This window comes from Pseudomonas sp. T8 (genome assembly GCF_024610635.1).
GTDB classification, from domain to species: Bacteria; Pseudomonadota; Gammaproteobacteria; order Pseudomonadales; family Pseudomonadaceae; genus Aquipseudomonas; species Aquipseudomonas chlororaphis_I.
In genome coordinates this window covers 5860299-5887247 of the sequence record NZ_CP102374.1, presented here as the reverse complement: position 1 = coordinate 5887247, position 26949 = coordinate 5860299, and the positions used below count along the sequence as shown (strand labels likewise).

Genomic DNA, 26949 nt, shown 5'->3' with positions numbered 1-26949 from the left:
CAAACCCAAGATTTTGCGCTTATGTTATGGCCATACCAGAACAATATAGTCTTACAATAAGAGAGCTGACCATGTCTGATAAGAAACCTAACCTGCGCTCCGCCCACTGGTTCGGTACCGCCGACAAGAACGGCTTCATGTACCGCAGCTGGATGAAGAATCAGGGCATCGCCGACCACCAGTTCCATGGCAAGCCCATCATCGGGATCTGCAATACCTGGTCGGAGCTGACCCCGTGCAACGCGCACTTCCGCCAGATTGCCGAGCATGTCAAACGCGGGGTGATCGAGGCCGGCGGCTTTCCCGTGGAGTTCCCGGTGTTCTCCAACGGCGAGTCGAACCTGCGCCCGACCGCCATGCTCACCCGCAACCTGGCCAGCATGGATGTCGAGGAAGCCATTCGCGGCAACCCGATCGATGGCGTGGTACTGCTGACCGGCTGCGACAAGACCACCCCGGCACTGCTGATGGGCGCGGCCAGTTGCGACGTGCCGGCCATCGTCGTCACCGGCGGGCCGATGCTCAATGGCAAGCACAAGGGCCAGGACATCGGTTCGGGGACCGTGGTGTGGCAGCTCAGCGAACAGGTCAAGGCCGGCACCATCACCCTCGACGACTTCCTTGCGGCCGAGGGCGGCATGTCGCGTTCGGCGGGCACCTGCAACACCATGGGCACCGCCTCGACCATGGCCTGCATGGCCGAGGCCCTGGGCACTTCCCTGCCCCACAACGCGGCGATCCCGGCGGTCGATGCCCGCCGCTATGTACTGGCGCACATGTCCGGCATGCGCGCGGTGGAGATGGTTCGCGAAGACTTGAGGCTGTCGAAGATCCTCACCAAGGAGGCGTTCGAAAATGCCATCCGCGTCAACGCCGCCATCGGCGGCTCGACCAACGCGGTGATTCACCTGAAAGCCATCGCCGGGCGCATCGGCGTCGAACTCGATCTGGACGACTGGACCCGCATCGGTCGCGGCATGCCGACCATCGTCGACCTGCAACCGTCCGGGCGCTTCTTGATGGAAGAGTTCTACTATGCCGGCGGCCTGCCGGCAGTGTTGCGCCGCCTCGGCGAAGCCAAGCTGATTCCCCACCCGGATGCACTGACGGTCAACGGCAGATCCATCGGCGAAAACACCCGGGAGGCACCGATCTACGGCCAGGACGAGGTGATCCGCACCCTGGACAATCCGATCCGCGCGGACGGTGGCATCTGTGTGCTGCGCGGTAACCTGGCGCCCCTCGGCGCCGTGCTCAAGCCGTCCGCCGCCAGCGCCGAACTGATGCAGCATCGCGGCCGCGCGGTGGTGTTCGAGAACTTCGACATGTACAAGGCGCGAATCAACGATCCGGAACTGGAGGTCGACGCCGACTCGATCCTGGTGATGAAGAACTGCGGTCCCAAGGGTTACCCCGGCATGGCGGAGGTCGGCAACATGGGCTTGCCGGCCAAGTTGCTGGCCCAGGGCGTGACCGACATGGTGCGGATTTCCGACGCGCGCATGAGCGGCACCGCGTATGGCACCGTGGTCCTGCACGTGACACCGGAAGCGGCGGCCGGCGGCCCGTTGGCGGCGGTGAAGGAAGGTGACTGGATCGAACTGGACTGTGCCAGCGGGCGCCTGCACCTGGATATCCCCGAGGACGAACTGGCGGCGCGCATGGCCGACCTGCAGGCACCGCAGTCGCTGATCGTCGGCGGCTATCGCCAGCTGTACATCGACCACGTACTGCAGGCGGACCAGGGCTGCGACTTCGATTTCCTGGTGGGTTGCCGGGGCGCCGAGGTCCCGCGGCATTCCCACTGAGGGGGCTGATGCGGGCCTGTCGCCCACCGGTCCAGGCATGCAGGAGCGCCTGATAGATACGGGAGCGATGTTATGATGCAGCCAATTCCTTCAGAGCAGCCTCCCTGTTATGGATCACCAGCCTTCCAAACCCCGTAAGAGCATGCATGCCCGGATCGTTCAGGATCTGGGCATGCACATCGTCTCCGGACGCTTCAAGCCGGAAGATAGATTGCCCTTGGAGGCAACGCTGTGTGAGGAATACCAGGTCAGCCGCTCGGTGCTGCGCGAAGCCACCCGGGTGCTCAGCGCCAAGGGCCTGGTGTACTCCAAGCCACGGGTCGGCGCCGTGGTGCGGCCACGGGCGAAATGGCACTTGCTGGACCCGGACGTGCTGTCCTGGTTGATGCAGTCGACGCCTCACAGCGAGTTCTTCAACACCCTGGCGGGCGTGCGCCGCATCCTCGAGCCGGAAATCGCCGCCATGGCCGCCACCACCGCGACCGACCCGGACATCGCGGTGATCGAGAAAGCCTACCAGTCCATGGAGACGGCCAAGACCCACGAGGAGCTCTTGCAGGCCGACCTGGATTTTCACCGGGCGATCGCCGACGCCACCCGCAACGACTTGCTCGCCTACATGTGCAACATGCTGTCGCTGCCGCTGCGCGAGTCCATCAGCATCACCAACCGCCGCCCCGACATCCAGCGTCTCAGCCTGCCCCGGCACAAGGCGATCCTGACCGCCATCAAGAATCGCGACGCCCTCGGCGCCCGGCACGCCTCGCTGGTGCAACTGGACGACACCCGCGTAGCCCTGGACACCGTGATGAATGTCCTGACCCCGCTGTAAGCCACGCCAGCAGACCGGTGACGCAGTGCCACTGGGTCGGCCCTGGCCAGGTCCATGGCGGTCTTGATGCCCACCGCCTCAAAAATGCGTTTTCATTCGGCGGCCCTCGGACACATCGATGTTGCGCAACCCCCAGTCGCGCTTATGCGTGTCGCAGATGCTCACTACGCCGCTAGAGCGCGTAGCTCGAGGAGAATGCGACGTGCCGTGCTGCCCGAGCTTGCTTTGATCTGGAATACGGCTCGCCCTCTTCACTAAGGGCTTGGCGTCGTGGCTGCGGGCAATGACGCAGCCGTCATGGCTGACGGGCGACGACAGAGTTGCCGCGCTTGCTGGAGCACAGGCGCACGCCAGACGATTCGCCCATCGTCCGAACTGCAGACCGGGGTATTGAGCGGCCAGCCGGCAGGATCGGCCGCGTACGACCAGCCAAGGTCCCGCAGCTTGTCCCGGCACGGCAGCAACTCGGTCACACCCAGGCGGATCGCGCGATCGAGCGCATGACCGAGTTCGGCCGGATGCGGATAGTAAGGCGTCAGCAGGAACGCTCGCTGCGGCGATGTGCCCGCCCACGCGAGTCCGGCATCCACCATGTCGACGATCGCGGCCAGTGCGCAGGCATGCTCAGGCCCCGCACGCTTGAGCAATGCAGCAACGTTGATGTTCACGCATAGATCGACGATGTTCGGGTAGACCAATTCATCCAGCCAGGTCAGATAGACGCCTTCGCGATACCAGGGCCTTGCATCGGCTGCGACCCACCTCAGGCGAAACGCCTCGAGCACCCGGCGCGCGGCGAGCGTCAACTTCTGCGCCGGCCAGCGGCCGCCGTCGACCAGCGCAAGGGTGAAGAGTGCGGTGTCGTCGGCGTCCGGCAACAGCGCAATGGGCATCCACTCCGGCTGTCGATCGGGCGGATAGAACGAGAACGCGCCGCGCCGGTCCGGCCGCTCGCAGCACGCCAGGAAGTCGAGCGCGCGCATGCGTGCCGCGGCCAGCGCTGGTGTCGCGGGCCATGCCGAGAGCTCATGCAGGACCAGCGCGGTCACGAAACCGTTCTCGTCGGCGACCGGGCCTGTCGGCAGATCGACGATGGAGCCGAACGCACCGCTGGGCGATTGCGCGGCGAGCAGCGCATCCAGCGCGGCTGCGCTGGCGCCCGGGTGGACGCCGCTCATGTCGGCTCCAGTGGCGGCGCAACGCCAAAGGTGACGCCGAGTCCGGCGTCGCCGTACAGGGTGATGCCAAACATGGTGTGATGGGTTGTCGGGTCGTCGAGCGCGGCGAGCGGCTCCGTCAATTGCGCGTAGAAGCGCAGATCCCATCCGTGGCGCCGGCCAAGCTCCAGGATCCGCGCACGGGTCCGTCCATCGCCGCCGAACAACGCGCGTGCGTGGGTGTAGAGCGTGAACGCGGTTGGCTCGCCACGCGCCGAGACCGAATAGCTGAAACCGTACAGATCGCCCGGGAGTTCGCGCCAGATCGGCAGGACGCAGCATTCGCCCAACAGCTCGACGAGTTCGCGGTAGCGCGACGCAAGATTCACCCGCGCCAGCAGCGCGACCAGGTCGGGCGCGATCATGCCTTCGATTCGCGAGTAGAACTCCGTGCGCTGCGAGTCGGGGTCCACGCCGATCAGCTCGATGTGCTGCTGCTTGTCCGGAAGCGACTTGGGCCGGCCGATCACCTCGGCGGCGAAGGCGTCGGCATCGGCCGCCGCATCCTTCGGCACCTCGAAGTAGAGCTTGGTGCGACACTGCCCCGCGCGATGCCGCCCACCGACATACGCGCCGAAGCGCAGCGGATGACCGGCCTGGAGCCGGCGAACCGCGTCGACGGTGGACGCGGGCACCGGCGCGGCGCCAAGCGCCGCCAGCTGCCCGAGCGCGGCATCGACCCTGCCGCGCGGATCGCTGCCGGGCAGCGCCGGGTCGAACGTATAGCGCAACGCATCGTCAGCGGTGGAGAACGCGATCTCGACCGGGAAGCCGCTCATGGTCAGCAGGCTGCCCGTGAAGCCGTCGGCCGCCCGGACCCGATCGTCGAGCAGGCGCAGGAGCTGCGCACGCGCCTGCTCCGCGTCGTTGCCGTGAAAGTGCCGGGCGATCTGCAGCGTGCGCTCGAGTGCCGGGTGCCAGGCCATCGCGCTATCCCTGCCCGGTGCCGCGCGGGGGCAGAACCAGCAGCATGCTCGTCTGATTGTTCGCGGACTCGATACGCGTCGTCCCGTCTGCCAGGTAATAAAGGGCAAGGTAATCGTAGATCGGCGTCACACCGTCGACGGATGTGCTACTTGCATACTCGTAGCCGCTTTCGCGGGTGAACGTGAAGTCTTGCCCGTCGCCTGGCGGGTTGGTGAACGTTACCGTCACCTTCACCTGCTCGTTCACGCTCCAGTCGATCCGCGATGGATCGAGCGTGACCGACGCGGGCAGCGTATGAGGCGTGATGTCCACGCTGACGGCGGCTGTCGGGATATCGAACGGCGTGAGCTCATCGTTGACCTGCAGCGTGCCCGCGAAGCTGGTCGCGGCTGAATCCGGATCGACCACCATGTACCGGTACGTGATGGACGGATGGACGCGGTCGAGCGTGACACCCGCCGGACCGAAGCCCTGGATCGCCCATGTCCATGACGGGATACCCAGGTTGCCCGATTCGCTCGTGCTGAGCGCAAGCTGCACCTGATCCCCCACGCCGAGCCTGTGCGCGGTCAACGTGACCGACTTCTCCTGCAACGGAGACTCGGCCTTGACGAACGCGAGGGCGGGCTGCGCGCCGGGCTGGATGACGGTGCCGGTCTCCTGACCGGCCTGGTCCGGCGTCTTGCCGGCGATCGTGTACTCGAGCCAGTAGGAGAACGAACCCGGCGTATAGTCGCTGCGCGCGACGAGGCGCACCGGCAGCGCGCTCCTCTCGCTATTCCCGCCGAACTCATAGCGGACGCTGACGCTCTGGATGAGGGCGGGCATCTGGCCGTCGAGGACGAAGTCGCGAATGCCGACCTCGTCGAGCGTGATCGATGTCGCGCCCAGCCCGTCGATCTCGCCCGAGTCGAACGGCTGGAGTCCCGCCTCCGGCTTGAACGTGACGACGTAGCGATAGTGGTAGTCGAGCCACCACGCGACCGGGGAAATCGCCGTCTGGAAGATGCCGGTCGACCATGGCTGTGTGCGGCCCGGATTGAAGACGTTGTGACCAGGCGCCCCGCCCGGGTTGGCGACGGTCAGCGCGATCGATTCGATCGGCAGCGTTTCGAAGTAGTCCGCGACCGGCGAGAAAGTGACCGGTGTGACGGGCGGCAGCGCCGGTAGCACCAGCAGCGGCGTCGAACCGGCGCCCGACTGCACCCAGGTCGAGTCGTCGTTCAGCGTGTAGGTCGCCGTCCATGGGTAACCTGCGGGCGGCAGCGACAGCCAGCGGGCGGTGGCGCTGGCGGTGGTGAAGGTCAGCGAATGACCGGCGAGCTCCACGTCGATGCGCGCGACCCGGGTCCAGTCGATCAGCAGCGGTGTGACGGTGACAGCGGTGGTGGCGGGAATGCCGGCGCCGACCTGGATCGTCGTACCGTCGGCCACCGTGAGCGGAATCGGCGTGGCTTCGCCGGTGGGGCCGAATTGCTGGCCCTCATACAGGACGCCGCCGGCGGTGGCGGGGCCAGGGTCGAACTGCCACGTGTCCTCCGGATGCGCGGCGGTGAGCGCGCACCAGTGGTTCGCGCAGTAATTGTGCTCCGTGTCGAGATAAACGAGATTCAGCACGATCAAGCTGAGCGGTGGGGTATCCCCGTCCAGCCCGTGACCGACGATGCGATAGAGGATGTTCGCCATGGTGGCTCCGAACCTATGAGTGCGTGCAGGAATGCGGGGGCAACAGCCCCCGCGACATTGCAGTCCGCCCGGCGCAAGCCGGGCGGTGGCGCACGTTATTTCACACTCGTGAGCGCTTCCTCTCTGGCCACGTTGACGCCCGTGATTAGACGAAGGTGAGCTGCCTCGATCGCGTGCGCATGCTCTTGCGGAACGAGGTAGGGCCGTTCGTTGGCCAGCACCTGCCTCTCGCTCCATGTCCTTGGCAACACGAGTAACGCCGATGTCATCTTCGTCTGTTGGATGACGACTGGCGCTGCGTCCTTCGGATAGTAGGCACCCGAGTAGTACCAGGTCAGGCTGGGCTCCTGCCCGTCGAGCATGAACGAGTAGTACTGACTGCCCGTTCCCTTGAGGAACTGGAACGGGTGCTGCTTGATCGGTTGCCCGGTCGCATTCAGCAGGTAGATGTCGATCTTGACCATGTCATACAGGTTCCACTGGATCAGCGACGGATCGATGGTCACCATGGTCGGAGTCTGCTTTGCGGTAACGTTGATCGGTTGCCGCTGCGGCACGTACCACGGCGTCGGGTAACCGATGATTTCGCCGTCGTCTACGTATTGCACCGTCACGTCGCAGTAGGCGTTCTTGTTGTTCGGCGCGAGGAATTTCCACGGGTCGATCGGATCGCCTTTCTGGTCGACCTGCCAGACATTGCCCTGCACCGAAATGCTGTTGTCCGGATCGACGTAGTACGCGGATACATAGACGTTTTCCATGCCCGGCGTCCATACCGGATACAGGGTGACCTGCTGCAGGGCCAGCGGGGATCCGATCTGCACAGAGTTCTGGTTGGTTGGCTGGCTGGGCGCGAGGGACACGCGCGAACCGTCGCCCATGACGTAGATCACCGAGTAGGTGTAGTTCGTCGTATAAGGGAGCGCGGTCAGGAACGATACGGGCCACTTTTCCTCGTTCGCATAGAACACATAGTTCAGCGTCTTGGCCTCTGCCGCCTGGCCGGGTGCCACGTTGGTATTGACGAATACGAAGTCGACTTGCACTTGCCGCACCGATTGCGCAGAGGTCCCAAACTGGATGCCCGACGTCTGGAACGTAACGGCCAGCGCTGCGAGCGAACCGGCAGTGAATGTCACGCTCGCGCCTCCCACGGCGGCGGCGTCGCCCTGGATCGTCGGCGACTCATACGACGTTTTGTCCGTGTAGGTGACGATGTATTTGTACGAATAGCGCAGGTTGGGCGAGCCATCCGGATTGCTGACCGCGGGGCGCTTGAAGGGCCAACTGGTGTTGTCCTTGGTCAGGGTCGCGGAGTCGTTGCCCGACGGCGATTGCACCAGAACCTGCACCGAGGCGACCCCGGCGCTGATCAGGTCGACGTTGGTCAGCTGGAACACGACCGAGAGCGGGGTGTAGTCGACCACCTTGTAGACCCGATCCCACACATCCGCCGGGAAGGCAGGCAGCAGGCTCGACGACTGCGCAATCCAATCGACCACCGTGTTCTGCGAGTAGGTGTACGAGAACGAACTCACCTGGCTCATGCTGAAGGAGTAGTCGTTTCCTGATGGATTGTTCGTCTGCATCATCGCGATGGTCGCGTTGACGGACTGGGTGACGGCATTCTGCAAGGTTTGCTGCGCCCAGTTGGTGATCGCCTGCCCCTGCGCCGACATTGGGTCGATCTTGCCCCAGATATAATCGATCGTGCCGGACTGCGACTGGCTCAGGTACTGATTGATTTCGACGGTGCGGCTGGTTTCCGAACCCCAGACGTTTTTGTCGACCTGGATGGTCTGCTCGTACTGATAGGCGACGCTCGAGTCGAATCCAATCGTGACCGTCACGCCCGGTAACGATCCCGGCACGTGCATCTGGTACTGGACATCGTACGTGCCACCACCACCCGGGCTGCTGAACGCGGTGATGAACGCCGCGACCGCGGCCTGGTCCGGCAGGGAGATCAAGAACGACGCACGGGCGCTCGCCTGCCCGATATCACCGGTGGTCGGCGCCAGAGAAGGCCAGGCCACCGCCGAATAGCTGTGTATCTGCCCGTCTTTGTCGGGATACTGGTAGTTGAACCAGGTGGTACCGAGAGTCCAGTCCCAGCCGCCGATCCGGACGTCGCTGCCGAACTTCTGCTGCACGGCCTCGATGGCCCCCGGCGGAGTTTGCAGCACAGTCTGGAAATTGCACTGTCCGGAAACGCCCGCGCCATTCGTGAACTGCTGCAGCGAGAATTCCGGCAGACCGCTCGTGGCGATCGCGAATTGCGGCTGCGGAACGATGTAATACTTTTTCGCGTCCTGATTGTCCTTGTAAATCTGGATCGTGTATGACCTTCCGCCGAAATCGTACTTCAAGGTATCCGAGGTTCCGATATCCAACATAACTCTGTCTCCCGTAACGTCCTGTGACATGAAGTGAGCGTCGTGCCGGAACGCTCGACCTTGTCACCCGCGTGCCGGCGAGCGTTGTTTGAGTCATTGATAAGGACGAGTGAGCGGCCGGATCATCATTCGGGCATTCTTGAGCACCGGCAACTACCAGAGTTGGTAGGTGCATGTGGCATGTATTCTGCTTTTTCGTATCGAACCGGATGCTGTCCGATCGCGGCCTTTGAGTGGCCGAATGGCATCGGGTCTGGTGCAGGCACGCATCGTCGCAACGCGTTCGTGCATGTGAGACGACATGGATGGGTAGTGGCCTGTGCTCCCTTCATGAGGGGGAGAATGCTGAAGCCACAAGATCTTGAAGGGCCATGGGCGGTATGGGCCGACAGAAGCGCGGTAGAACCATCACAAGTACGTAGACCTTAGAGGCCCCTGTTGTACCTTGAACACCTTCCAGCCCCGCCCCCTCTTTTCTGCAGGCAAAAAAAAACCCGAAAATCCTCACTTTCGTGGGCCTTTCGGATTTTAAATACTGCTAGAAAATGGTGGGTCGTGTGGGATTCGAACCTACGACCAATTGGTTAAAAGCCAACTGCTCTACCAACTGAGCTAACGACCCGCTGTGTGGTGGCGCGTATAATACTGATTTATAAAAAGAATTCAACACCCAATATGAAAAAAATCAAAAATAAGCTGTTGGGTCGCTGACACCGGCCGCGGCAAAACCTTCTGCACGCAGACGGCAGCTGTCGCACTTGCCGCAGGCACGCCCTTGATCATCGGCCTGGTAGCAGGACACGGTCAGGCCGTAATCAACCCCGAGCTTGACGCCTGCCTTGACGATATCGGCCTTGCTCAGGTTCTGCAGTGGTGCCTGGATACGGAATCCCTGCCCCTCTACCCCGGCCTTGGTCGCCAGGTTGGCCATGCGCTCGAAGGCCTCGACGAACTCCGGACGGCAATCCGGGTACCCCGAATAGTCCACGGCGTTGACACCAATGAAGATGTCCCGCGCGCCCAATACTTCTGCCCAGCCCAGTGCCAGGGACAGGAACACGGTGTTACGTGCCGGCACGTAGGTGACGGGGATCCCTTCGCTCGGAGCCTCGGGCACATCGATGGAGCTGTCGGTCAGCGCGGAGCCGCCGATACCGTTGAGGTTGAGGCCGATCACCTTGTGCTCGACCACGCCCAGGTCGCGAGCGACACGCTCGGCCGCCTGCAACTCGGCGCGATGACGCTGGCCGTAATCGAAGCTCATGGTGTAGCAGCGGTAACCTTCGGCACGGGCCATGGCCACCACGGTGGCCGAATCCAGACCGCCGGACAGCAGGATTACCGCACGCTTTTCAGCGGCCACTTGCTTCTGTGCTTGATCAGTCATATCAGCGCCCCGGCTCGTCATTCCAAAGATATTTATGCAGCTGCAATTGCAGGCGCACCGGCAGGTTATCCGCGACGATCCAGTCGGCCAGATCGCGCGCATTCAGGTCGTGATGGCTCGGCGAGAACAGCACCTCGCCCGCCCGCCGCTCCAGACCATACTGGATCAGCTTGGAAACCGCCCAGTCGTAGTCCTCACGGGAACAGATGACAAACTTGACCTGGTCGTTCGGCGTCAGCAGCTCGATGTTTTCATAACGATTGCGCTGGACCTCTTCCGATCCCGGCGTCTTCAGGTCGAGCACTCGACTGACCCGCGGATCGACCGCGGAAATATCCAGGGCTCCGCTGGTTTCCAGCGAGACTTCGTAACCGGCGTCACACAGCTGCTTGAGCAGGGGAATGGCGTTAGGTTGCGCCAGAGGTTCGCCCCCGGTCACACAGACGTAACGTGGGCGGAAACCGGCGACCTGCTCGAGAATGCTCTCGAGGGTGCGGATGGTGCCGCCGCTGAAGGCATAGGCACTGTCGCAGTACTGGCAACGCAGCGGACAACCGGTCAGGCGCACAAATACCGTGGGCAGGCCGGCAGTCCGAGTTTCACCCTGCAACGAGTAAAAAACTTCGGTAATTCTCAATGTGTCTTGCATAGTCGCCACGGGCGTAACAGCTAAACAGGCTGTCCGCCTCCGTCAGGCACCTCGAGGAATCCCGCAAACACGGTAATCCCAGGAAGCGTGTTTCATAAAAAGGGCATGGATTCTAACGAAAAAACCCGCGGCAAGCGCGGGTTTCTTCCAAACAGCTCAAACTCGATTACATGCGTTGCAGATCGCGCTGAGCCAGCTGGGCGGCGGAAGTACCCGGATATTGGGCCACCACCTGCTGCAGAATGCCCTTGACCTTGTCAGTGTGACCCAGGCGGCGCTCTACGTCAGCCAGCTTGTACAGCGAGTCCGGCACCTTGGCATGCTTCGGATACAGCTGGGATACCTTGGCGAATGCCTGGCCGGCCCCTTGCAGGTCGCCTTTGGCCAGGTTCACTTCGCCCAACCAGTACTGGGCATTACCTGCGTACTGGCTATTCGGGTATTTACGCAGGAACGCGGCGAAAGCCTGGCTGGCCTTGTCGAAGTCCTTGGCCTTGATCAGGTCGAAGGCTGCCTCGTAATACAGCTTTTCCTTCGCCGGATCGCCCGGTTCACTGCTTGCCGCTGGAGCTTGCGAGGCAGCCCCGGCAGCGGCACCGGCGGCACTTGCATCACCACCGGCAGAAGAATTATCAGGAGTCGCGGCAGGTGCACCGCCCGCTCCAATGCGCCGATCAAGATCCTGGTAACGCTCCAGGCTTTCCTGCTTCATGCGCGCAATATCGTTTTGCAGTACTTCAATCACACCTTGTTGCCGTGCGATTTGATCCTGCATTTGCTGCAGTTGCTGGAACAGCTCGCCCTGTGCCGAGACAGGGGTCGAAACCCCTCCCCCGGCATAGGCGCCGTTCGTACCATAACCCGCTGGCGGATAACTGCCTCCGCTATTGTTATAGCCCGAGTTGTTATCGACCACAGGAACCGCAGCCCACACCGAAAGCGGCGCGAGGCTGAGAGCCAAGACAGTTAGAGCACGACGGCACGTTCGCATGACGAATTACTTACGCAGTTCGACGCGACGGTTTTGAGCCCAGGACTGCTCGTCGTTGCCGGTAGCAACTGGACGCTCTTCGCCGTAGGAAACCAGTTCCAGCTGAGCTGGGGAAACGCCTTGCAGCACCAGGTAGCGCTGAACGGCTTTCGCACGACGCTCGCCCAGAGCCATGTTGTACTCACGAGTACCACGTTCGTCGGTGTTGCCTTCCAGAACAACGCGAGCGCCGTTTGCTTTCAGGTCCTTGGCGTGAACGTCCAGAGCGCGCATGGCTTCTGGCTTCAGGTCCGAGCTGTCGTATTCGAAGTAGAAGGTGGTGATTGCGCGCAGAGCGGCTTCTTCGCTCAGGGAGCCGTCAACTGCACCGGTGTTAGCGCCGTAACCAGCGTTTGGATCAACAGCGCCTTCACCAGCGTTGTCGCCGCCTTTGGAGGAGCAACCTACAGCTACAGCCATGGCCAGAGCCAGCGCAGCAAACTTACCAAACTTCAGCATTTCCATCGTGAAACTCCTAATGAACCCCAGTGTGTTAAGTAAAACGTAAAGCGCCGCGTCAGTTCAGGTAAGGGGACCAGGACGGTTCTCTGACTTCGCCTTGAGCGGTAGGAAGCGGGAGCCTCACGCGTCCATTAATGGACACGAGCATCAAGACTCCCCGGCCCTGCTGGCGGGTGGCGTAGATTACCATGGTGCCGTTGGGCGCAACAGTAGGCGACTCATCAAGTGTGCTGTCGGTAAGGATTTTTACGTTGCCACGCTGCAAATCCTGGGCAGCTACCTTGAAGTTTGTGAAGCCGTCCTGCCGGTGAATCATGACCAGGGTTTTTTCATCCGCGGACAGTTTCGGGTTGGCGTTGTAGTTGCCCACGAAAGTCACCCGTTCCGCACCGCCACCACCGGCGCTGGTCTTGTAGATCTGTGGTTTGCCGCCACGGTCCGAGGTGAAGTAGATGGTCGAACCATCCTTGCCCCAGAACGGTTCGGTGTTGATGCCAGGACCTGCGGTCACACGCGAGATCTGACGCGACCCCAGGTTCATCACATAGATGTCCGGGTTGCCGTCCTTGGACAGCACGAACGCCAGGCGCTGGCCGTCCGGCGACCAGGCAGGCGCGCCGTTCAGGCCTTCGAAGTTGGTGATCTGCTCGCGACGGCCAGTGTCGATGTGCTGAACGAAGATGCGCGGACGCTTCTGTTCGAACGACACATAGGCAATGCGCTTGCCGTCCGGCGCGAAGCGCGGCGACAGGATCGGCTCACGGGATTGCAGCAGGGTCACCGCACGCGCGCCGTCATAGTCGGAGCGTTGCAGGGTGTAGCGCGTGTTCTTCTCGGAGAAACGCTCTGCCGTGACATACAGCATGCGAGTCGAGAAGGCGCCCTTGATACCGGTGAGCTTCTCGAACGACTGGTCGGAGATGTAGTGAGCCATGTCGCGCAGCTGGTCGACGCTGCCCGAGACGCTACCGGTCAGCACTTGCTGTTCGGTGGCGACGTTGAACAGGGCGTATTGCACCTGCAGGCGACCGCCCGCCGGGACAATGCTGCCGACCATGATGTACTGGGCGCCCAGGGCCTTCCAGTCACGGTAGATGACTTCGCTGGCCTGGGTCGGCAGGCTGATCATGTTCTGCTTTGGAATCGGCGAGTAGTAACCCGAGTTGCGCAGGTCGTTGCCGATGATTTCAGCCATGTCGTCGGGCAGCACGCTGCCCCCTTGCCAACCGAACGGCACTACGGCGATGGGCGTGGCCCGGTCACTGCCACTGGTGACCAGAATGTTCTTTTCATCCGCTGTCGCTATCCCTGCCATACAGCAAATAACGACAAGCAATCCTCGAAGAAGGTTTCTCACAAGGCTAGATCCTCAGGTGTGAATGTCATCTTGAATGAACGATACGGAGCGAAATCGCTCGGCTTCATTCCCTGCATTTCTGTCAAACGTCCAATGTTCTTGACCGCAGCTACCGCCGAGGCATCGAACGGACCATCGCCGCTGGACTTGGCCACCGACACGGAAGTCACCGTACCATCCGGCAACATGCCGATTTGCAGCACGACAGTCATGTTGTTGCGCGCCGAAGGAGGACGAGCCCAGCCTTCCGCCGCACGAGCACGAATCAGATCGTCGAAACTGCCCGCGACTTCGTCGCCCTGCTCGTCCGCCAAGGCCTGCTGACGCTGCGGCGTGTCGGAAAGCAAATCAGCCAGGGCCTGGGCCTTTTTATCTTCGGCGGATTTACGCGCTGCTTCCTGAGCCTTTTTCTTGGCTGCGTCGGCGGCGGCTTTCTTCTTCGCGTCCTCGGCGACCTTCTTCTTCGCCTCGTCTGCTTCAGCTTTCTTCTTGGCGTCTTCCGCGGCTTTCTTCTTCGCGTCTTCGACTATCTTTTTCTTCGCCTCTTCAGCGGCCTTTTTCTTGGCCTCTTCTTCGGCGGCTTTCTTGGCTTCTTCTTCGGCTTTCTTTTTGGCTATATCAGCCAATTGTTTCTCTTCAGCCTTTTTCGCTTCCGCAGCCTTCTTCGCGTCGTCGGCTTTCTTGGCTTCATCAGCCTTCTTCGCTTCATCCGCTTTCTTGGCTTCGTCGGCCTTTTTCGCTTCCTCGGCTTTTTGAGCAGCCTCTTCTTTCTTTTGTTCCGCAGCCTTGACCGCTTCCTGCTCGACCTTTTTCTGCTCCATCTGCTCGACTTCGGTCTGGCGCGCGGCGGATTTCTTCGCCTCTCCCGCAATCTTCTGATTGGTCTGGGTGGTCGCCTGACTTTTCGATTTCAGCTGATACAGGGTCGCCTGGACGATCGGCTTGGACGGCGGCAACTCCGGCGTCATGGCAAAACTGACGAACAGCATGCCGAACACCAGAACGTGCAGGGCAATTGCCCACACGCTAGGCCAGAAGTAGCTTTCCGAGGCGGACGGCTCTCGCTGTTGCTGCATCAGGGCGCCTCGGTAATCAAGCCAACGTTACCGACGCCGGCCTTCTGCAGCCCGCCCATGGCGCCCATGACGGCACCGTAGTCAACGGACTTGTCGCCGCGAATGAACACCTGGGTATGCTTGCCGCCTTCATTGCCGGCGCGAATGATCTTGGTCACGGCGTCGGTCATCTGCGGCAAGGTCATGGCCTTGTCCATCTGCTTGTCAGTGTCGACTTCACTGCCAAGGTTCCAGTAGTAGGTCTTGTCAGCCTTGATCGAAATGGTCAGGACCTGGGTGTTGTTGTCCTGCGGCAAGGCTTCGCTGGAAACCTTGGGCAGATCGACTTTCACGCCCTGATTGAGCATCGGCGCGGTCACCATGAAGATAACCAGCAGTACCAACATCACGTCGATGTAGGGCACCACGTTCATCTCGGCAACCGGCTTGCGTTTGTGGCGAACTCGGGCCATGGGGATTTACCTGCTCACTCTTCGCTGGTGTGCACTTTACGGTGCAGGATCGCCTGGAACTCGTCGGCGAAGGTGTAGTAACGGCTGATCAGGGTCTCGCCACGGGCCGCAAAACGGTTATAGGCAATAACGGCCGGGATCGCGGCAAACAGGCCGATCGCGGTGGCGATCAGGGCTTCGGCGATACCCGGTGCTACGGTCGCCAGGGTCGCCTGCTGGGCGCTGGCCAGGCCGCGGAAGGAGTTCATGATCCCCCAGACGGTACCGAACAGACCGATGTACGGGCTGACCGAACCGACGGTGGCGAGGAACGGCAGGCTCTGCTCGAGCTTCTCTTCTTCGCGGGAGATGGCGACACGCATGGCACGCGCGACACCTTCCATGACCGCCTCGGGATCAACGCCCGATTGCTGGCGCAGGCGCGAAAACTCTTTGAAACCGGCACGGAAGATCTGCTCCACACCGGAATCAGGGTCCGGGTTGCTGCCCGCCTGACGGTACAGCTTGGACAGGTCGATGCCCGACCAGAAGCGCTCTTCGAAGCTCTCCAGGGCGCGTCGACCGGCGCGCAGCAGGTTGCTGCGCTGAAAGATCATGATCCATGAGGTCACCGATGCGGCTACCAGGGTCAGCATTACCAACTGCACAACGATGCTGGCATTGCTGACCAAGCTCCACATGGAGGAATGGTCGACGACGTTAGCTTCCACGCTTTATCTCCTGCTCTGAGTGTGTACCCGCGCCGCTCACGTCGGCAAAGGCCGCACGTAGAGCTTCGGGAATGGCCCGGGGTTTCAAATTGTCGGTGCGCACACAGGCCACCAGAAACTGCCCTTCGCAGAGCAGTGCATTATCCGTGGCTCGCCTGACCTGCTGTTTGAAGCGCAGGCTGGCCCGGTTCAATTCGATGACTTCTGCACTTACCAGAAGCTCGTCGTCCAGTCGCGCCGGCGCGTGGTAGCGCGCTTCGCTGGAATGCACGACGAACAACAGGTTCTCCCCTGCCAGCTGCGATTGGGCAAAGCCCAGATCTCGTAGCCGCTCGGTTCGAGCCCGTTCCATAAACTTAAGGTAATTAACGTAATACACGATGCCGCCGGCATCGGTGTCTTCGTAATAAACGCGACAACGATGTGCGAACGACCCAAGCCCGTTTTGCGCGCGCATACTCTAGTGCTTACTCCTCAGGTTGCCAATCCGGCCAGGCAACTGTTTTTCATTCTCGAACGCCTTTCTGGCGAAATAACGGCAATGCCAGCCCCCTAGGACCACACAGGCTGCGAATAAATCGCTGCCCAAGCGGTTATTAATCGTCCACGGCATCGAGGAATTCGTCTACCACGGGCATCTCGCCCAATCGTGACGGGATGTTAAGACCGAAGTGCAGATAGGCATGCCGGGTCACCACACGGCCCCGCGGCGTACGCATGATATAGCCCTGCTGGATCAGATAGGGCTCGAGTACGTCCTCGATGGTGTGCCGCTCTTCGCTGATCGCGGCCGCCAGGCTGTCGACCCCCACCGGCCCGCCGTCGAACTTCTCGATCATGGTCAACAACAGGCGCCGGTCCTGGTGGTCGAAGCCACGCTCGTCGACATCCAGCAGGTTCAACGCCAGATCGGCGATGGGCTTGGTGATGTGGCCCTTGGCACGAACCTCGGCAAAGTCCCGCACCCGACGCAACAAACGGTTGGCGATACGCGGCGTGCCGCGGGCGCGCCGGGCGATTTCGAAGGCGCCGTCCGGGTCCAGCGGCAAGCCGAGAATGCCGGCGGAACGCCCGACAATGGTCGCCAGGTCCGCGGTGCTATAGAACTCCAGGCGCTGGACAATGCCGAAGCGATCGCGCAGCGGGTTGGTCAACATGCCCACGCGAGTCGTCGCCCCCACCAGGGTGAACGGCGGCAGGTCGAGCTTGATCGAACGGGCCGCTGGCCCTTCGCCGATCATGATGTCCAGCTGGAAATCTTCCATGGCCGGGTACAGCACTTCCTCGACGATCGGCGACAGACGATGGATCTCATCGATAAACAGTACGTCGTTCGGTTCGAGATTGGTCAGCAGCGCCGCCAGGTCCCCGGGGCGCTCCAGCACCGGGCCCGAGGTGCTCTTGATCGACACCCCCATTTCCTGGGCGATGATGTTGGCCAGCGTGGTCTTGCCCAGCCCCGGCGGGCCGAAGATCAGGGTGTGGTCCAACGACTCGTTGCGCCCGCGGGCAGCCTGGATGAACAGCTCCATTTGCTCGCGCACCGTCGGCTGGCCGATGTATTCGGCCAGGCTGACGGGGCGAATCGCACGGTCCTGGACTTCCTCGCGCTCACGGGGGCCCGTGGCGGCGATCAGACGATCTGCTTCTATCACTTAAATCATTCCCTTCAGGGCGCGGCGAATCATGTCTTCACTGCTCAGGCCTTTTTCCTTGATCGCGGAAACCGCCTTGCTGGCTTCCTGCGGCTTGTAGCCCAGGGAGATCAAGGCACTGACCGCATCGGTCTCGGCACTGGCCACCGGCATCGGCGCATCCGGCTGGTTCGGCACCAGGGCAAACATGCTCGGCACGGTTTCCCAGGCCTTGAAGCGGTCCTTGAGCTCGACCAGCAGACGCTCCGCGGTCTTTTTACCGACCCCCGGCACCTTGGTCAGCGCCGAGGTGTCCTGTGCTTGCACGCAACGCACCAGTTCGTCGACCTCCAGGCTGGACATCAGCGCCAGCGCCAGTTTCGGCCCTACGCCATTGAGGCGAATCAGTTCGCGAAAGAAGTCCCGCTCGCGCTTGCTGGCAAAGCCATAGAGTAACTGGGCATCTTCGCGCACGACCAAATGGGTGTGCAGGGTGAGCGGTTCACCGACCGACGGCAGGCGGTACAGGGTGGTCATGGGGACTTCCACCTCGTAACCCAGACCGTTTACATCGAGAATCAGGTGCGGCGGCTGTTTTTCAGCCAGGGTGCCGCGCAAGCGTCCAATCACGTTTCAGATCCTTAGCTCAGGCCAGAACAGGGGCCGGCGGGTCACAGAGCGAAGATCCGGGCCGGGCAGACAGGCGCGGGATGCTCCACTCATCAAATGTTTGCGCAGATGCTATCAGAGACGCAGGCGGCCGCCACGACTGCGTGCGGTACCCAGGCCGTGGGGCAGCAGGCTGGAACGGGTGTGGGCATGACAGATGGCAATCGCCAGGGCGTCCGAAGCGTCGATCTGCGGCTTGCTGGTCAACTTGAGCAAGTGCATGACCATCATTTGCACCTGTTCCTTGTTGGCCCCGCCGGTGCCCGCCACGGCCTGCTTGACCTGAGTGGCGGTGTATTCGGCGATTTCCAGGCTTTCCTCGGCCCCCGCCACAATCGCCGCGCCACGGGCCTGGCCCAGTTTCAGGGCCGAGTCGGCGTTACGCGCCATGAACACCTTTTCAATGCCCATGGTCACCGGACCGTAGGTCTGAATGACCTCACGAACCCCGCGATAGACGATTTGCAGCCGCTCATGCAGCTCGCCGGCGCCCGTGCGAATACAGCCCGAAGCCACGTACACGCAGCCACGCCCGGTATCACGTACCACGCCGTAACCGGTGATGCGCGAACCCGGGTCGATACCAAGAATAAGAGTCATAACGCCTGCAAAGAGAAAATTCGGTTGCCTAAGGTAACGCCGGGAGAAGCTGGAGAAACAAAAAATCGCAGCCTTCGACAGCTCCCCTACAGGTACAGCGTAACCCTGTGTGTAAAGGGGGGGAAACCGCCGAAGGCTGCGATCTTTTATCGTGCTATCAGCATCAGCCGAGTTGCTCGGCCACCGACTGGGGAATATCCGCGTTGGAGTAGACGTTCTGCACATCGTCCAGGTCTTCGAGCATGTCGATCAGCTTGAGGATCTTCTCGGCGCCTTCCAGGTCCAGCTCGGCGCTGGTAGTCGGCTGCATGACGATCTCTGCGTCGTCGCCCTTGAAACCGGCCTCTTCGAGTGCGTTGCGTACCGCATAGAAGCCAGTGAACGAGGTAAACACATCGATCGAGCCGTCTTCGTGAACAACCACGTCATCGGCGTCGGCTTCCAACGCCGCATCGGTCAGTGCGTCCTCATCGACGCCCGGCGCAAAGCTGATCTGCCCCTTGCGTTCGAACAGATACGCCACCGAACCGTCAGTACCCAGGTTGCCGCCACATTTGCTGAACGCATGGCGCACGGCCGCTGCGGTACGGTTGCGGTTGTCGGTCATGCATTCGACCATCACCGCCACGCCGCCCGGGCCATACCCCTCATAGGTCAGCTCTTCGACGTTGTCGGCCTCGGTCGCACCAGCGCCACGGGCAATGGCGCGATCGATGATGTCGCGGCTCATGTTGGCGCCCAGGGCCTTGTCCAGGGCCAGACGCAAACGCGGGTTGGAACCGGGTTCGCCACCGCCCTGGCGAGCGGCGACCGTCAGCTCACGGATCCACTTGGTGAAAATCTTGCCTCTCTTGGCATCCTGACGCTCTTTGCGGTGCTTGATGTTCGCCCACTTGGAATGACCTGCCATAACGCGCTCCAAATTCTCTTTGAAACAATGCCCGCAACGCCTGTAACGGCGGGCGGGCAACAAATATCTCGACCCAATAGAAAAAGGCGCATCCGCAGATGCGCCTTCAGGTCGGCCTTACTCAGCCTTTGGCTGTTCGCGCAGGCGGATGTGCAGCTCGCGCAGCGCCTTGGCGTCGACCAGGCCAGGAGCCTGGGTCATCACGCAAGCAGCGCTCTGGGTTTTCGGGAAGGCAATCACTTCACGGATCGACTGGGCGCCGGTCATCAGCATCACCAGACGGTCCAGACCGAACGCCAGGCCGCCGTGCGGCGGTGCGCCGTACTTCAGGGCGTCCAGCAGGAAGCCGAATTTCTCTTCCTGTTCCGCTTCATCGATGCCCAGCAGACGGAAGACCGCCTGTTGCATTTCCTTGCGATGGATACGGATCGAACCGCCACCCAGCTCGGTGCCGTTGAGCACCATGTCGTAGGCACGGGACAGCGCGGTCGCCGGGTTGGCCTCCAGCTCTTCCGGCGAGCACTTCGGCGCGGTGAACGGGTGGTGCAGCGCGGTGAAGCTGCCGTCGTCGTTCTCTTCGAACATCGGGAAGTCGACGACCCACAGCGGAGCCCATTCGCAGGTCAGCAGGTTCAGGTCGTGACCGAGCTTGATCCGCAGCGCGCCCAGGGCCTCGCTGACGATCTTGGCCTTGTCGGCGCCGAAGAACACGATGTCGCCGTCGACCGCACCCACGCGATCGAGGATCACGTTCAGGTTGGCTTCCGGGATGTTCTTGACGATTGGAGACTGCAGACCGTCAACGCCATTGGCGCGTTCGTTGACCTTGATGTAGGCCAGGCCCTTGGCGCCGTAGATGCCGACGAACTTGGTGTAATCGTCGATCTGCTTGCGCGGCATGCTCGCCCCGCCAGGAACGCGCAAGGCGGCGATACGGCATTTCGGATCGTTGGCCGGGCCGCTGAACACCTTGAATTCGACTTCCTTGAGCTGGTCGGCAACATCCACCAGCTCCAGCGGGATACGCAGGTCCGGCTTGTCGGAACCGTAGCGACGCATGGCCTCTTCAAAGGTCATGTGCGGGAACTCGCCGAATTCCAGATCCAGCACTTCCTTGAACAGGTTGCGGATCATGCCTTCGGTCAGGCCCATGATGTCTTTTTCATCGAGGAAGCTGGTTTCGATGTCGATCTGGGTGAACTCAGGCTGACGGTCGGCACGCAGGTCTTCGTCGCGGAAGCATTTGGCGATCTGGTAGTAGCGGTCGAAGCCGGCGACCATCAGCAACTGCTTGAACAGCTGTGGCGACTGCGGCAGAGCGAAGAAGCTGCCGGCGTGGGTACGGCTCGGCACCAGATAGTCACGCGCGCCTTCAGGGGTGGCACGGGTCAGGATCGGGGTTTCGACGTCGAGGAAACCGTTCTCGTCCAAGTAGCGACGGATGCTGGTGGTCATGCGCGAGCGCAGACGCAGCTTCTCGGCCATTTCTGGACGGCGCAGGTCGATGAAGCGATAGCGCAGGCGGGTTTCTTCGCCCACGTCGGAGTATTCGTTGAGTGGGAACGGCGGGGTTTCCGCTTCGTTCAGCACTTCCAGCTGGTAGCCCAGGACTTCGATCATGCCCGAAGCCATGTTGGCGTTGCCGGCACCGGCCGGACGCAGGCGCACCTTGCCGGTGATCTTGACCACGTATTCGCTGCGCACACGGTCCGCGGCGGCAAAGGTTTCAGCGCGGTCCGGGTCGAACACCACCTGGGCCAGACCTTCACGATCACGGATATCGAGGAAGATCACCCCGCCATGGTCGCGACGACGGTGGACCCATCCGCAAAGGGTAACTTCCTGACCTTCCAGGCTTTCGTTCAGTTGGCCGCAATAATGGCTGCGCATCATGGTAGTGGTTTCACTTCTCGTAATTCGAAATTCGATGGGAGGCCTTGCGCACCTCGGGGTACCGGATAATGCAAGAGCTCGCGCGTGTCGTTCAACTTAATCAGCTTTGTCGCCACCGGCCAGGTTCTTCTTGGCGCCGGTCTTGAAGTCGGTCTCATACCAGCCCGAACCGCTGAGGCGGAAACCTGGCATGGACAGCATTTTTTTCAGCTCGGGCGCCTGGCAGGCAGGGCAATCGACCAACGCAGGCGCGCTGATCTTTTGAATGGCTTCCAGCTGATGACCACAGGAAGCACATTGGTAGTCGTACATGGGCATGAGAGCGTCTCGGCGTACTTAACGTCTGGCTTAACCCGTGCCGAGGCCCGGGTTATATAGCAAAGGGCGGGATTATATCCATTAAATCGGCCCTGTGCAGCCGTATGACGGCACCGATAGACCATCGCCCGCCGAAACGAAGCCAGCACTCCGTTGCCATACCCCAGCCATCGGGCCTGAGGGCGAACCGCCATGATCGGACGACAAGTCATGCCCCATAAAAGCAAATGGCGCCGATAACGGCGCCATTCGGTCTGCGGGATTATTGCTCGCTCAACAGCGAGCGCAGCATCCACGCGGTTTTCTCATGCACCTGCATCCGCTGGGTCAACAGGTCCGCGGTGGGTTCGTCGCTGACCTTGTCGATGATCGGGAAAATGCCACGGGCGGTGCGAGTCACCGCTTCCTGCCCCGCCACCAGTTGCTTGATCATCTCATCGGCGCTTGGTACGCCCTCTTCTTCCTTGATCGAAGAAAGACGCGCGTAGATGGAATAGGCGCCTGGCGCCGGGAACCCCAGGGCGCGGATACGCTCGGCGATCAGGTCCACCGCCAGCGCCAGTTCGTTGTACTGCTCTTCGAACATCAGGTGCAGCGTACGGAACTGCGGGCCCGTGACGTTCCAGTGGAAATTATGGGTCTTCAGATACAGCACATAAGTATCTGAAAGCAGGCGAGAGAGCCCCTCCACGATGGATTTGCGATCTTCTGCGCTGATACCGATATCGATTGCCATGTCTATCTCCGTTAGCACATTGAATTCAACAGGTCAGGTACCGGACCACTCTAGCAAGACTACCCTGCACCCGCAGCCCGGGATTGCCCGAGACCGTGCGACAGATTGCCCCTCGAGCGGGCGACCAGTACCTGCAAGAAAGCCCACGCCGGTTGTGACCCACCTGAGAAGCCACCGTTCCCGATTTTTTAGATGCTGGCTCTCTAGAACAAGGCTTTGCCCGATAGTCCGGTATTCCCTCAGGACAATCCGGACTTTCGCCCTCCACCCGGCCACAGCACCTGATTTGAGAAGGCCTGGGCTTTGCTGTTAAATAGAGGCCGTGTCGCTGTTGCCTATTTCTCGGCTTCAGCGCATAGGCTGATCCCGCGCACGTGCTCACCGCCTCCCATTGTTCAGAAGCGAACCGTGCACGCTCAGCTCTTCCTTGTGATCCGTCTTAACGTGAGTTCATTAAAATGTTGAAAATCGTCCACCTGCTAACGGGCGCAGCAGCCTTGCTGCTGTCCTTTATCCCTAGCCTGCGATCCGAAGCCGTTCCCTTCCTGCAACAACCCGATGCTCTTTACCTGGCCTTTTTCGGCCTGCTCAACCTGACACTGGCTCCGGTTATCCCCTACTGGAACAAAGGCCCGCGTCACCAACTGCAAAACCTGGTCAGCGCGCTTCTGGTGCTGGCGGTGGTCTTGCAGACCTTGACCCTGCTGGCGCCGATGCCGGTTATCGCAGGTCAGCCGGCTGTGCTGTTCAGCCTGGTGACCGCGGCGATTGCCGTTCTTCTGCACCTGGCTGTCAGCTTCTACAAATCGTCTCCTTCGGCTAACACTTCGCAAACCTACGACATGAGCAATCGCGATACCGGCACCGTCAAGTGGTTCAACACTTCGAAGGGGTTCGGCTTCATCTCTCGCGACTCCGGCGATGACATCTTCGTGCATTTCCGCGCCATCCGTGGCGAAGGTCACCGCGTCCTGGTGGAAGGCCAGCGCGTGGAGTTCTCCGTCATGAATCGTGACAAGGGCCTGCAAGCCGAAGACGTGATTGCGGCACTGCCACGCCGCTGATTCACGCCCAATAAAAAACCGCGACGCAGCCAGGCTGCTCGCGGTTTTTTATTGCCTGGACGGCAGACCGTCCGGCGCTCAGTAATGTGGTGGCGGAGCCTCTTCTTCGAATGACTCGAACTGCCCCACCATTTCCTCCTGACGCTTGAGCAAAGCGGCCATCTGCAACTGCAGACGCTCGACCACCCGCTGCTGCCCTACCAGCACGTCGTTCAGGGCTTGAATGGTGTCATCCTGAAAAGCCAATCGGCTTTCCAGATCTGTTACCCGTTCTTCCAGGCTCATGACTCAGCCCTCCAGAAACTTGAAATCATCGGTCAGTACCAGTCGTAACCGCTCACGAATCACGGCCACCTGTTCGGCGTCGTAGGGCTTGGCAGGCAGCTTGCCCCATACCGGAGCAGGCCAGGCCGCGTCGTCGCGCTTGCGAACGATAACGTGCATGTGCAACTGGCTGACGACATTACCCAGAGTCGCCACATTCAACTTGTCCGCATCGAACGAGTCTTTAAGCAACTCCGCCAGCGCCGTGGTTTCTCGCCACAGTTGCTGCTGGTCCGCGTCATCCAGTTGAAACAACTCGCGGATATCTTCCCGGCGCGGTACCAGGATGAACCACGGGTAATTGGAATCGTTGGACAACAGCAGCCGGCAAAGGGGGAAATCCCCAATGGGCAATGTGTCTTGTTGAAGTCGTGGATCTAAAGCGAACACCGCGCGCACTCCCGCTCAGCTCATCAAGTTTCAGCTTAGCGAACGCCATGACCGGCTGCCCGCCAAGCGACAGAACGGCAGCATACCTGCGAAAGCTCTTGCGTTCATCGCTCTGCTGCGCAGATCCGCCTCAACACTCATCCTAGATGCCACACGTCAGAGCGCCCCGACCTGGAACATTTTCCGGCGGGCTGCACCATGACAGAACGAAGCTCATAAAAAACAAGGAGAAAACCGCGAAAGAGCCCCTTCCCTGCGCATTCTTCCAGTGCCCGACGCCACATGATGACTGAGCTGCATCAAGAAACTTTTGCACCAAAATCTCACAGTGCGTCTACGCTCAGTGCGTTGACCATCCGCCATCTACTCACTCACCAGGGTGAACCGGTAACGTTTTGGAATGGCATACGTTTTTTTCAGGGAGCAACACCAGGAGGACAGGGAACGTCAAGCCCAAACAAAACGACCTTAAAACCACTGTTTTATGCGGTTTTTACAGCCTGAAGGGCTATCGCCGAAAAAAAATCGGTGCCTTCGCGTTTTGTGCACGCTTGTTGCATTCACACCCATATTGTCCCAGGGAGAAGCCATCGAAAAACGGCCTTTCCTGAGACTAATAACAATAGTGGCAAGGCTGCCCCATGGAGATTTGACTGCTTGACCAAAGTTCTTTTTGTTCCAGGTTCAAGCCTTCGAAAACAGCGCTGAAGTTGTCAGTCCGGATACATGCGGACTGCGGATTTGCGACATTGATCGAGCATTTTGCGACAGGGTCGTAAAGAAGCTGAAAGGACTGATACGTAAGTATCGCCAACATTGTCGGCGTGATATAAGTTTGCGCCGACACAAAAAGAAAGAGCCGCCCAGATAACAAAACAGGTGGGGCGGCAGTACTCTTCTAAAAACCAAAGGAGCAAATCACGATGCGCGTGATGAAGTGGAGCATGATCGCACTGGCAGTTGCAGCAGCAGCCAGTACTCAAGTGGCTACGGCCGCACCTTTTGTAAGTGACCAATCTGAAGCCAAAGGCTTTGTTGAAGACGCAAAGTTCGACGTACTGTTGCGTAACTATTACTTCAACCGTGACAACAAAGACCACAGCAACGATCAGAAAGACTGGACCCAGGGCATCTGGGGCAACTTCAGCTCTGGTTACACCCAGGGTACCGTAGGCGTCGGCGTCGATGCATTCGGTTATCTGGCGATCAAACTGGATGGCGGCGATGGCACTGGCGGTACCGGCAACATGAGCCGCGACTCCGATGGCGACGTCAATAACAGCCAGGGCAAAGCAGGCGCGGCCGTCAAATTCCGCGTATCCAAAACCGAGTTGAAAGCCGGCGACATGCAGCCAAGCACCTCCCCCGTGTTTGCGGTCGGCGGTTCCCGTATCCTTCCTCAAACTGCCAGCGGTTTCCAACTGCAGAGCAGCGAGATCAAAAACCTTGATCTGGAAGCTGGTCACTTCTATTCGGCCACCAGCCAGGACTCCAACGCTCGTAACGGCAATTTGTATGCAAACTACGCCGGTGTGGCAGCCAACAGCATCGATTACTTCGGTGGCAAGTACGGCATCACCGACAACCTGAGTGCATCGCTCTACGGCGCCAAGCTGGAAGACATCTGGAACCAGTACTACGCCAACCTGAACTACACCATCCCGATGGGTGGCGATCAGTCGCTGAACCTGGACGGTAACATCTACCGTACCACCGACGCCGGCAGCGCCAAGGCGGGCGACATCAGCAACACCACGTTCTCCCTGGCAGCCGCTTTCTCGTTCCTGAGAGCACACACCATTACCGTCGCGTTCCAGAAGGTCAATGGTGACACTCCGTTCGACTACATCGGTGTCGGTGGCCACGATTCCTCCAGGCGCGGTGCCAACCGCGGCGGCGACTCGATCTTCCTCGCCAACTCCATCCAGTACTCTGACTTCAACGGCCCGAACGAGAAGTCCGCACAGATCCGTTACGATCTGAAGATGGCTGAGTACGGCATTCCTGGTCTGAGCTTCATGACCCGCTATGTCAAAGGCTGGGATATCGATGGCACCGGTCTGGCTGCCAACAGCATGTACCGTAATAAAGACACCGGTGCTCCGCTGTACGGTGCCGATGGCAAACACAACGAGACCAACTTCGAAGCCAAGTACGTTGTTCAGTCTGGCCCGGCAAAAGATCTCTCCTTCCGCGTTCGTCAAGCTTGGCACTTCGCTAACAGCGACCAAGGTGAAGGCGATATCAAAGAGTTCCGCCTGATCGTCGACTACCCACTGTCGATCTTGTAATAGCGGTTACTTAGCGAGTAATAAAAAAGGCCCATCATTCGATGGGCCTTTTTATTGGGGCTGGCGACTCGCTGAAGCTCCGGTTATCGACAGTTCATTGTTACAACCAGGTTTCAAACTCTCCCCAGCGA

26 protein-coding genes, 1 tRNA gene and 1 pseudogene are annotated in these 26949 nt (G+C 60.7%); 4 read left to right on the top strand and 24 right to left on the bottom strand.

The genetic code is table 11. The annotated features are described in order from the left end of the window. The first annotated feature begins 71 nt into the window (after positions 1 to 71). Positions 72 to 1808 (top strand): IlvD/Edd family dehydratase, encoded by a 1737-nt coding sequence (locus tag NRG23_RS26775; protein WP_257372915.1) that lies wholly within the window; start codon positions 72 to 74, stop codon positions 1806 to 1808. A gap of 109 nt (positions 1809 to 1917) precedes the next feature. Next, positions 1918 to 2640: a FadR/GntR family transcriptional regulator gene (locus tag NRG23_RS26770; protein WP_009050459.1), complete on the top strand. Its 723-nt coding sequence runs from the start codon at positions 1918 to 1920 to the stop codon at positions 2638 to 2640. 14 nt (positions 2641 to 2654) lie between these two features. On the opposite strand, the pseudogene NRG23_RS32935 reads toward NRG23_RS26770, so the two are convergent. The 22 genes and pseudogenes from NRG23_RS32935 to NRG23_RS26660 form a co-directional block, all read right to left on the bottom strand. Further along, positions 2655 to 2814, bottom strand: a pseudogene (locus tag NRG23_RS32935) (DNA polymerase V subunit UmuC); the annotation flags it as partial. A gap of 80 nt (positions 2815 to 2894) precedes the next feature. Then, positions 2895 to 3818: a hypothetical protein gene (locus NRG23_RS26760; protein ID WP_257372914.1), complete on the bottom strand. Its 924-nt coding sequence runs from the start codon at positions 3816 to 3818 to the stop codon at positions 2895 to 2897. Next, positions 3815 to 4783 carry a hypothetical protein gene (locus tag NRG23_RS26755; protein WP_016703392.1) on the bottom strand — a complete coding sequence of 323 codons (969 nt, stop codon included), beginning with the start codon at positions 4781 to 4783 and terminating at the stop codon, positions 3815 to 3817. Before NRG23_RS26755 ends, NRG23_RS26760 begins: the two co-directional genes overlap by 4 nt. 4 nt (positions 4784 to 4787) lie before the next feature. Next, positions 4788 to 6470, bottom strand: coding sequence for a hypothetical protein (locus NRG23_RS26750; protein ID WP_016703391.1), 1683 nt, complete (start codon positions 6468 to 6470; stop codon positions 4788 to 4790). A 95-nt stretch (positions 6471 to 6565) separates the two neighbouring features. Further along, positions 6566 to 8866: a hypothetical protein gene (locus tag NRG23_RS26745; RefSeq protein WP_009050463.1), complete on the bottom strand. Its 2301-nt coding sequence runs from the start codon at positions 8864 to 8866 to the stop codon at positions 6566 to 6568. Between the two features lie 546 nt (positions 8867 to 9412). Beyond that, a tRNA-Lys gene (locus NRG23_RS26740) sits at positions 9413 to 9488 on the bottom strand. A gap of 63 nt (positions 9489 to 9551) precedes the next feature. Next, positions 9552 to 10253: a 7-cyano-7-deazaguanine synthase QueC gene (queC, locus tag NRG23_RS26735; protein ID WP_016703389.1), complete on the bottom strand. Its 702-nt coding sequence runs from the start codon at positions 10251 to 10253 to the stop codon at positions 9552 to 9554. A 1-nt stretch (position 10254) separates the two neighbouring features. Continuing rightward, entirely contained in the window at positions 10255 to 10902 is a 648-nt protein-coding gene (queE, locus tag NRG23_RS26730) for a 7-carboxy-7-deazaguanine synthase QueE (RefSeq protein ID WP_009050465.1), read from the bottom strand. A gap of 166 nt (positions 10903 to 11068) precedes the next feature. Then, complete coding sequence (ybgF, locus tag NRG23_RS26725; protein ID WP_007931106.1) at positions 11069 to 11893, bottom strand: tol-pal system protein YbgF; 825 nt, start codon at positions 11891 to 11893, stop codon at positions 11069 to 11071. A gap of 6 nt (positions 11894 to 11899) precedes the next feature. Then, the gene (pal, locus tag NRG23_RS26720) at positions 11900 to 12397 is read right to left on the bottom strand and encodes a peptidoglycan-associated lipoprotein Pal (RefSeq protein WP_003178634.1); all 498 of its coding nucleotides are present in this window, start codon (positions 12395 to 12397) and stop codon (positions 11900 to 11902) included. Positions 12398 to 12449: 52 nt separating this feature from the next. Then, positions 12450 to 13709, bottom strand: a complete 1260-nt coding sequence (tolB, locus tag NRG23_RS26715) for a Tol-Pal system beta propeller repeat protein TolB (protein WP_007931107.1) — start codon at positions 13707 to 13709, stop codon at positions 12450 to 12452. 38 nt (positions 13710 to 13747) lie between these two features. Continuing rightward, positions 13748 to 14827, bottom strand: a complete 1080-nt coding sequence (tolA, locus tag NRG23_RS26710; RefSeq protein WP_007931108.1) for a cell envelope integrity protein TolA — start codon at positions 14825 to 14827, stop codon at positions 13748 to 13750. Further along, positions 14827 to 15279, bottom strand: coding sequence for a protein TolR (gene tolR / locus NRG23_RS26705; RefSeq protein WP_007931110.1), 453 nt, complete (start codon positions 15277 to 15279; stop codon positions 14827 to 14829). Before tolR ends, tolA begins: the two co-directional genes overlap by 1 nt. A gap of 14 nt (positions 15280 to 15293) precedes the next feature. Continuing rightward, positions 15294 to 15989: a protein TolQ gene (gene tolQ / locus NRG23_RS26700; protein ID WP_007931111.1), complete on the bottom strand. Its 696-nt coding sequence runs from the start codon at positions 15987 to 15989 to the stop codon at positions 15294 to 15296. Then, positions 15979 to 16446 (bottom strand): tol-pal system-associated acyl-CoA thioesterase, encoded by a 468-nt coding sequence (ybgC, locus tag NRG23_RS26695; protein WP_009050467.1) that lies wholly within the window; start codon positions 16444 to 16446, stop codon positions 15979 to 15981. The genes tolQ and ybgC overlap by 11 nt, the downstream gene beginning before the upstream one ends. A gap of 139 nt (positions 16447 to 16585) precedes the next feature. After that, on the bottom strand, positions 16586 to 17644 hold the full coding sequence (gene ruvB, locus NRG23_RS26690) for a Holliday junction branch migration DNA helicase RuvB (protein WP_257372909.1): 1059 nt from the start codon (positions 17642 to 17644) through the stop codon (positions 16586 to 16588). Then, positions 17645 to 18253 carry a Holliday junction branch migration protein RuvA gene (gene ruvA / locus NRG23_RS26685; protein ID WP_009050469.1) on the bottom strand — a complete coding sequence of 203 codons (609 nt, stop codon included), beginning with the start codon at positions 18251 to 18253 and terminating at the stop codon, positions 17645 to 17647. It lies immediately after the preceding gene. Positions 18254 to 18367: 114 nt separating this feature from the next. Next, positions 18368 to 18892 carry a crossover junction endodeoxyribonuclease RuvC gene (ruvC, locus tag NRG23_RS26680; protein ID WP_007931118.1) on the bottom strand — a complete coding sequence of 175 codons (525 nt, stop codon included), beginning with the start codon at positions 18890 to 18892 and terminating at the stop codon, positions 18368 to 18370. Positions 18893 to 19055: 163 nt separating this feature from the next. Next, positions 19056 to 19802 carry a YebC/PmpR family DNA-binding transcriptional regulator gene (locus tag NRG23_RS26675; RefSeq protein WP_007931120.1) on the bottom strand — a complete coding sequence of 249 codons (747 nt, stop codon included), beginning with the start codon at positions 19800 to 19802 and terminating at the stop codon, positions 19056 to 19058. Between the two features lie 117 nt (positions 19803 to 19919). Further along, complete coding sequence (gene aspS / locus NRG23_RS26670; protein ID WP_009050470.1) at positions 19920 to 21695, bottom strand: aspartate--tRNA ligase; 1776 nt, start codon at positions 21693 to 21695, stop codon at positions 19920 to 19922. Between the two features lie 96 nt (positions 21696 to 21791). After that, on the bottom strand, positions 21792 to 22013 hold the full coding sequence (locus NRG23_RS26665; RefSeq protein ID WP_007931131.1) for an FmdB family zinc ribbon protein: 222 nt from the start codon (positions 22011 to 22013) through the stop codon (positions 21792 to 21794). 262 nt (positions 22014 to 22275) lie between these two features. Beyond that, complete coding sequence (locus NRG23_RS26660; RefSeq protein WP_009045289.1) at positions 22276 to 22749, bottom strand: Dps family protein; 474 nt, start codon at positions 22747 to 22749, stop codon at positions 22276 to 22278. Positions 22750 to 23207: 458 nt separating this feature from the next. Between NRG23_RS26660 and NRG23_RS32715 the strand changes: the two genes are divergently transcribed. Continuing rightward, positions 23208 to 23813 carry a cold-shock protein gene (locus NRG23_RS32715; RefSeq protein ID WP_009050471.1) on the top strand — a complete coding sequence of 202 codons (606 nt, stop codon included), beginning with the start codon at positions 23208 to 23210 and terminating at the stop codon, positions 23811 to 23813. Positions 23814 to 23891: 78 nt separating this feature from the next. On the opposite strand, the gene NRG23_RS26650 is transcribed toward NRG23_RS32715, so the two are convergent. Then, complete coding sequence (locus NRG23_RS26650) at positions 23892 to 24098, bottom strand: SlyX family protein (RefSeq protein WP_009050472.1); 207 nt, start codon at positions 24096 to 24098, stop codon at positions 23892 to 23894. A gap of 3 nt (positions 24099 to 24101) precedes the next feature. Then, complete coding sequence (locus NRG23_RS26645) at positions 24102 to 24527, bottom strand: HIT domain-containing protein (RefSeq protein WP_028683237.1); 426 nt, start codon at positions 24525 to 24527, stop codon at positions 24102 to 24104. Positions 24528 to 25450: 923 nt separating this feature from the next. On the opposite strand from NRG23_RS26645, the gene NRG23_RS26640 reads away from it, so the two are divergent. Beyond that, positions 25451 to 26818, top strand: coding sequence for an OprD family porin (locus NRG23_RS26640; RefSeq protein ID WP_101283288.1), 1368 nt, complete (start codon positions 25451 to 25453; stop codon positions 26816 to 26818). Positions 26819 to 26949: the final 131 nt, after the last annotated feature.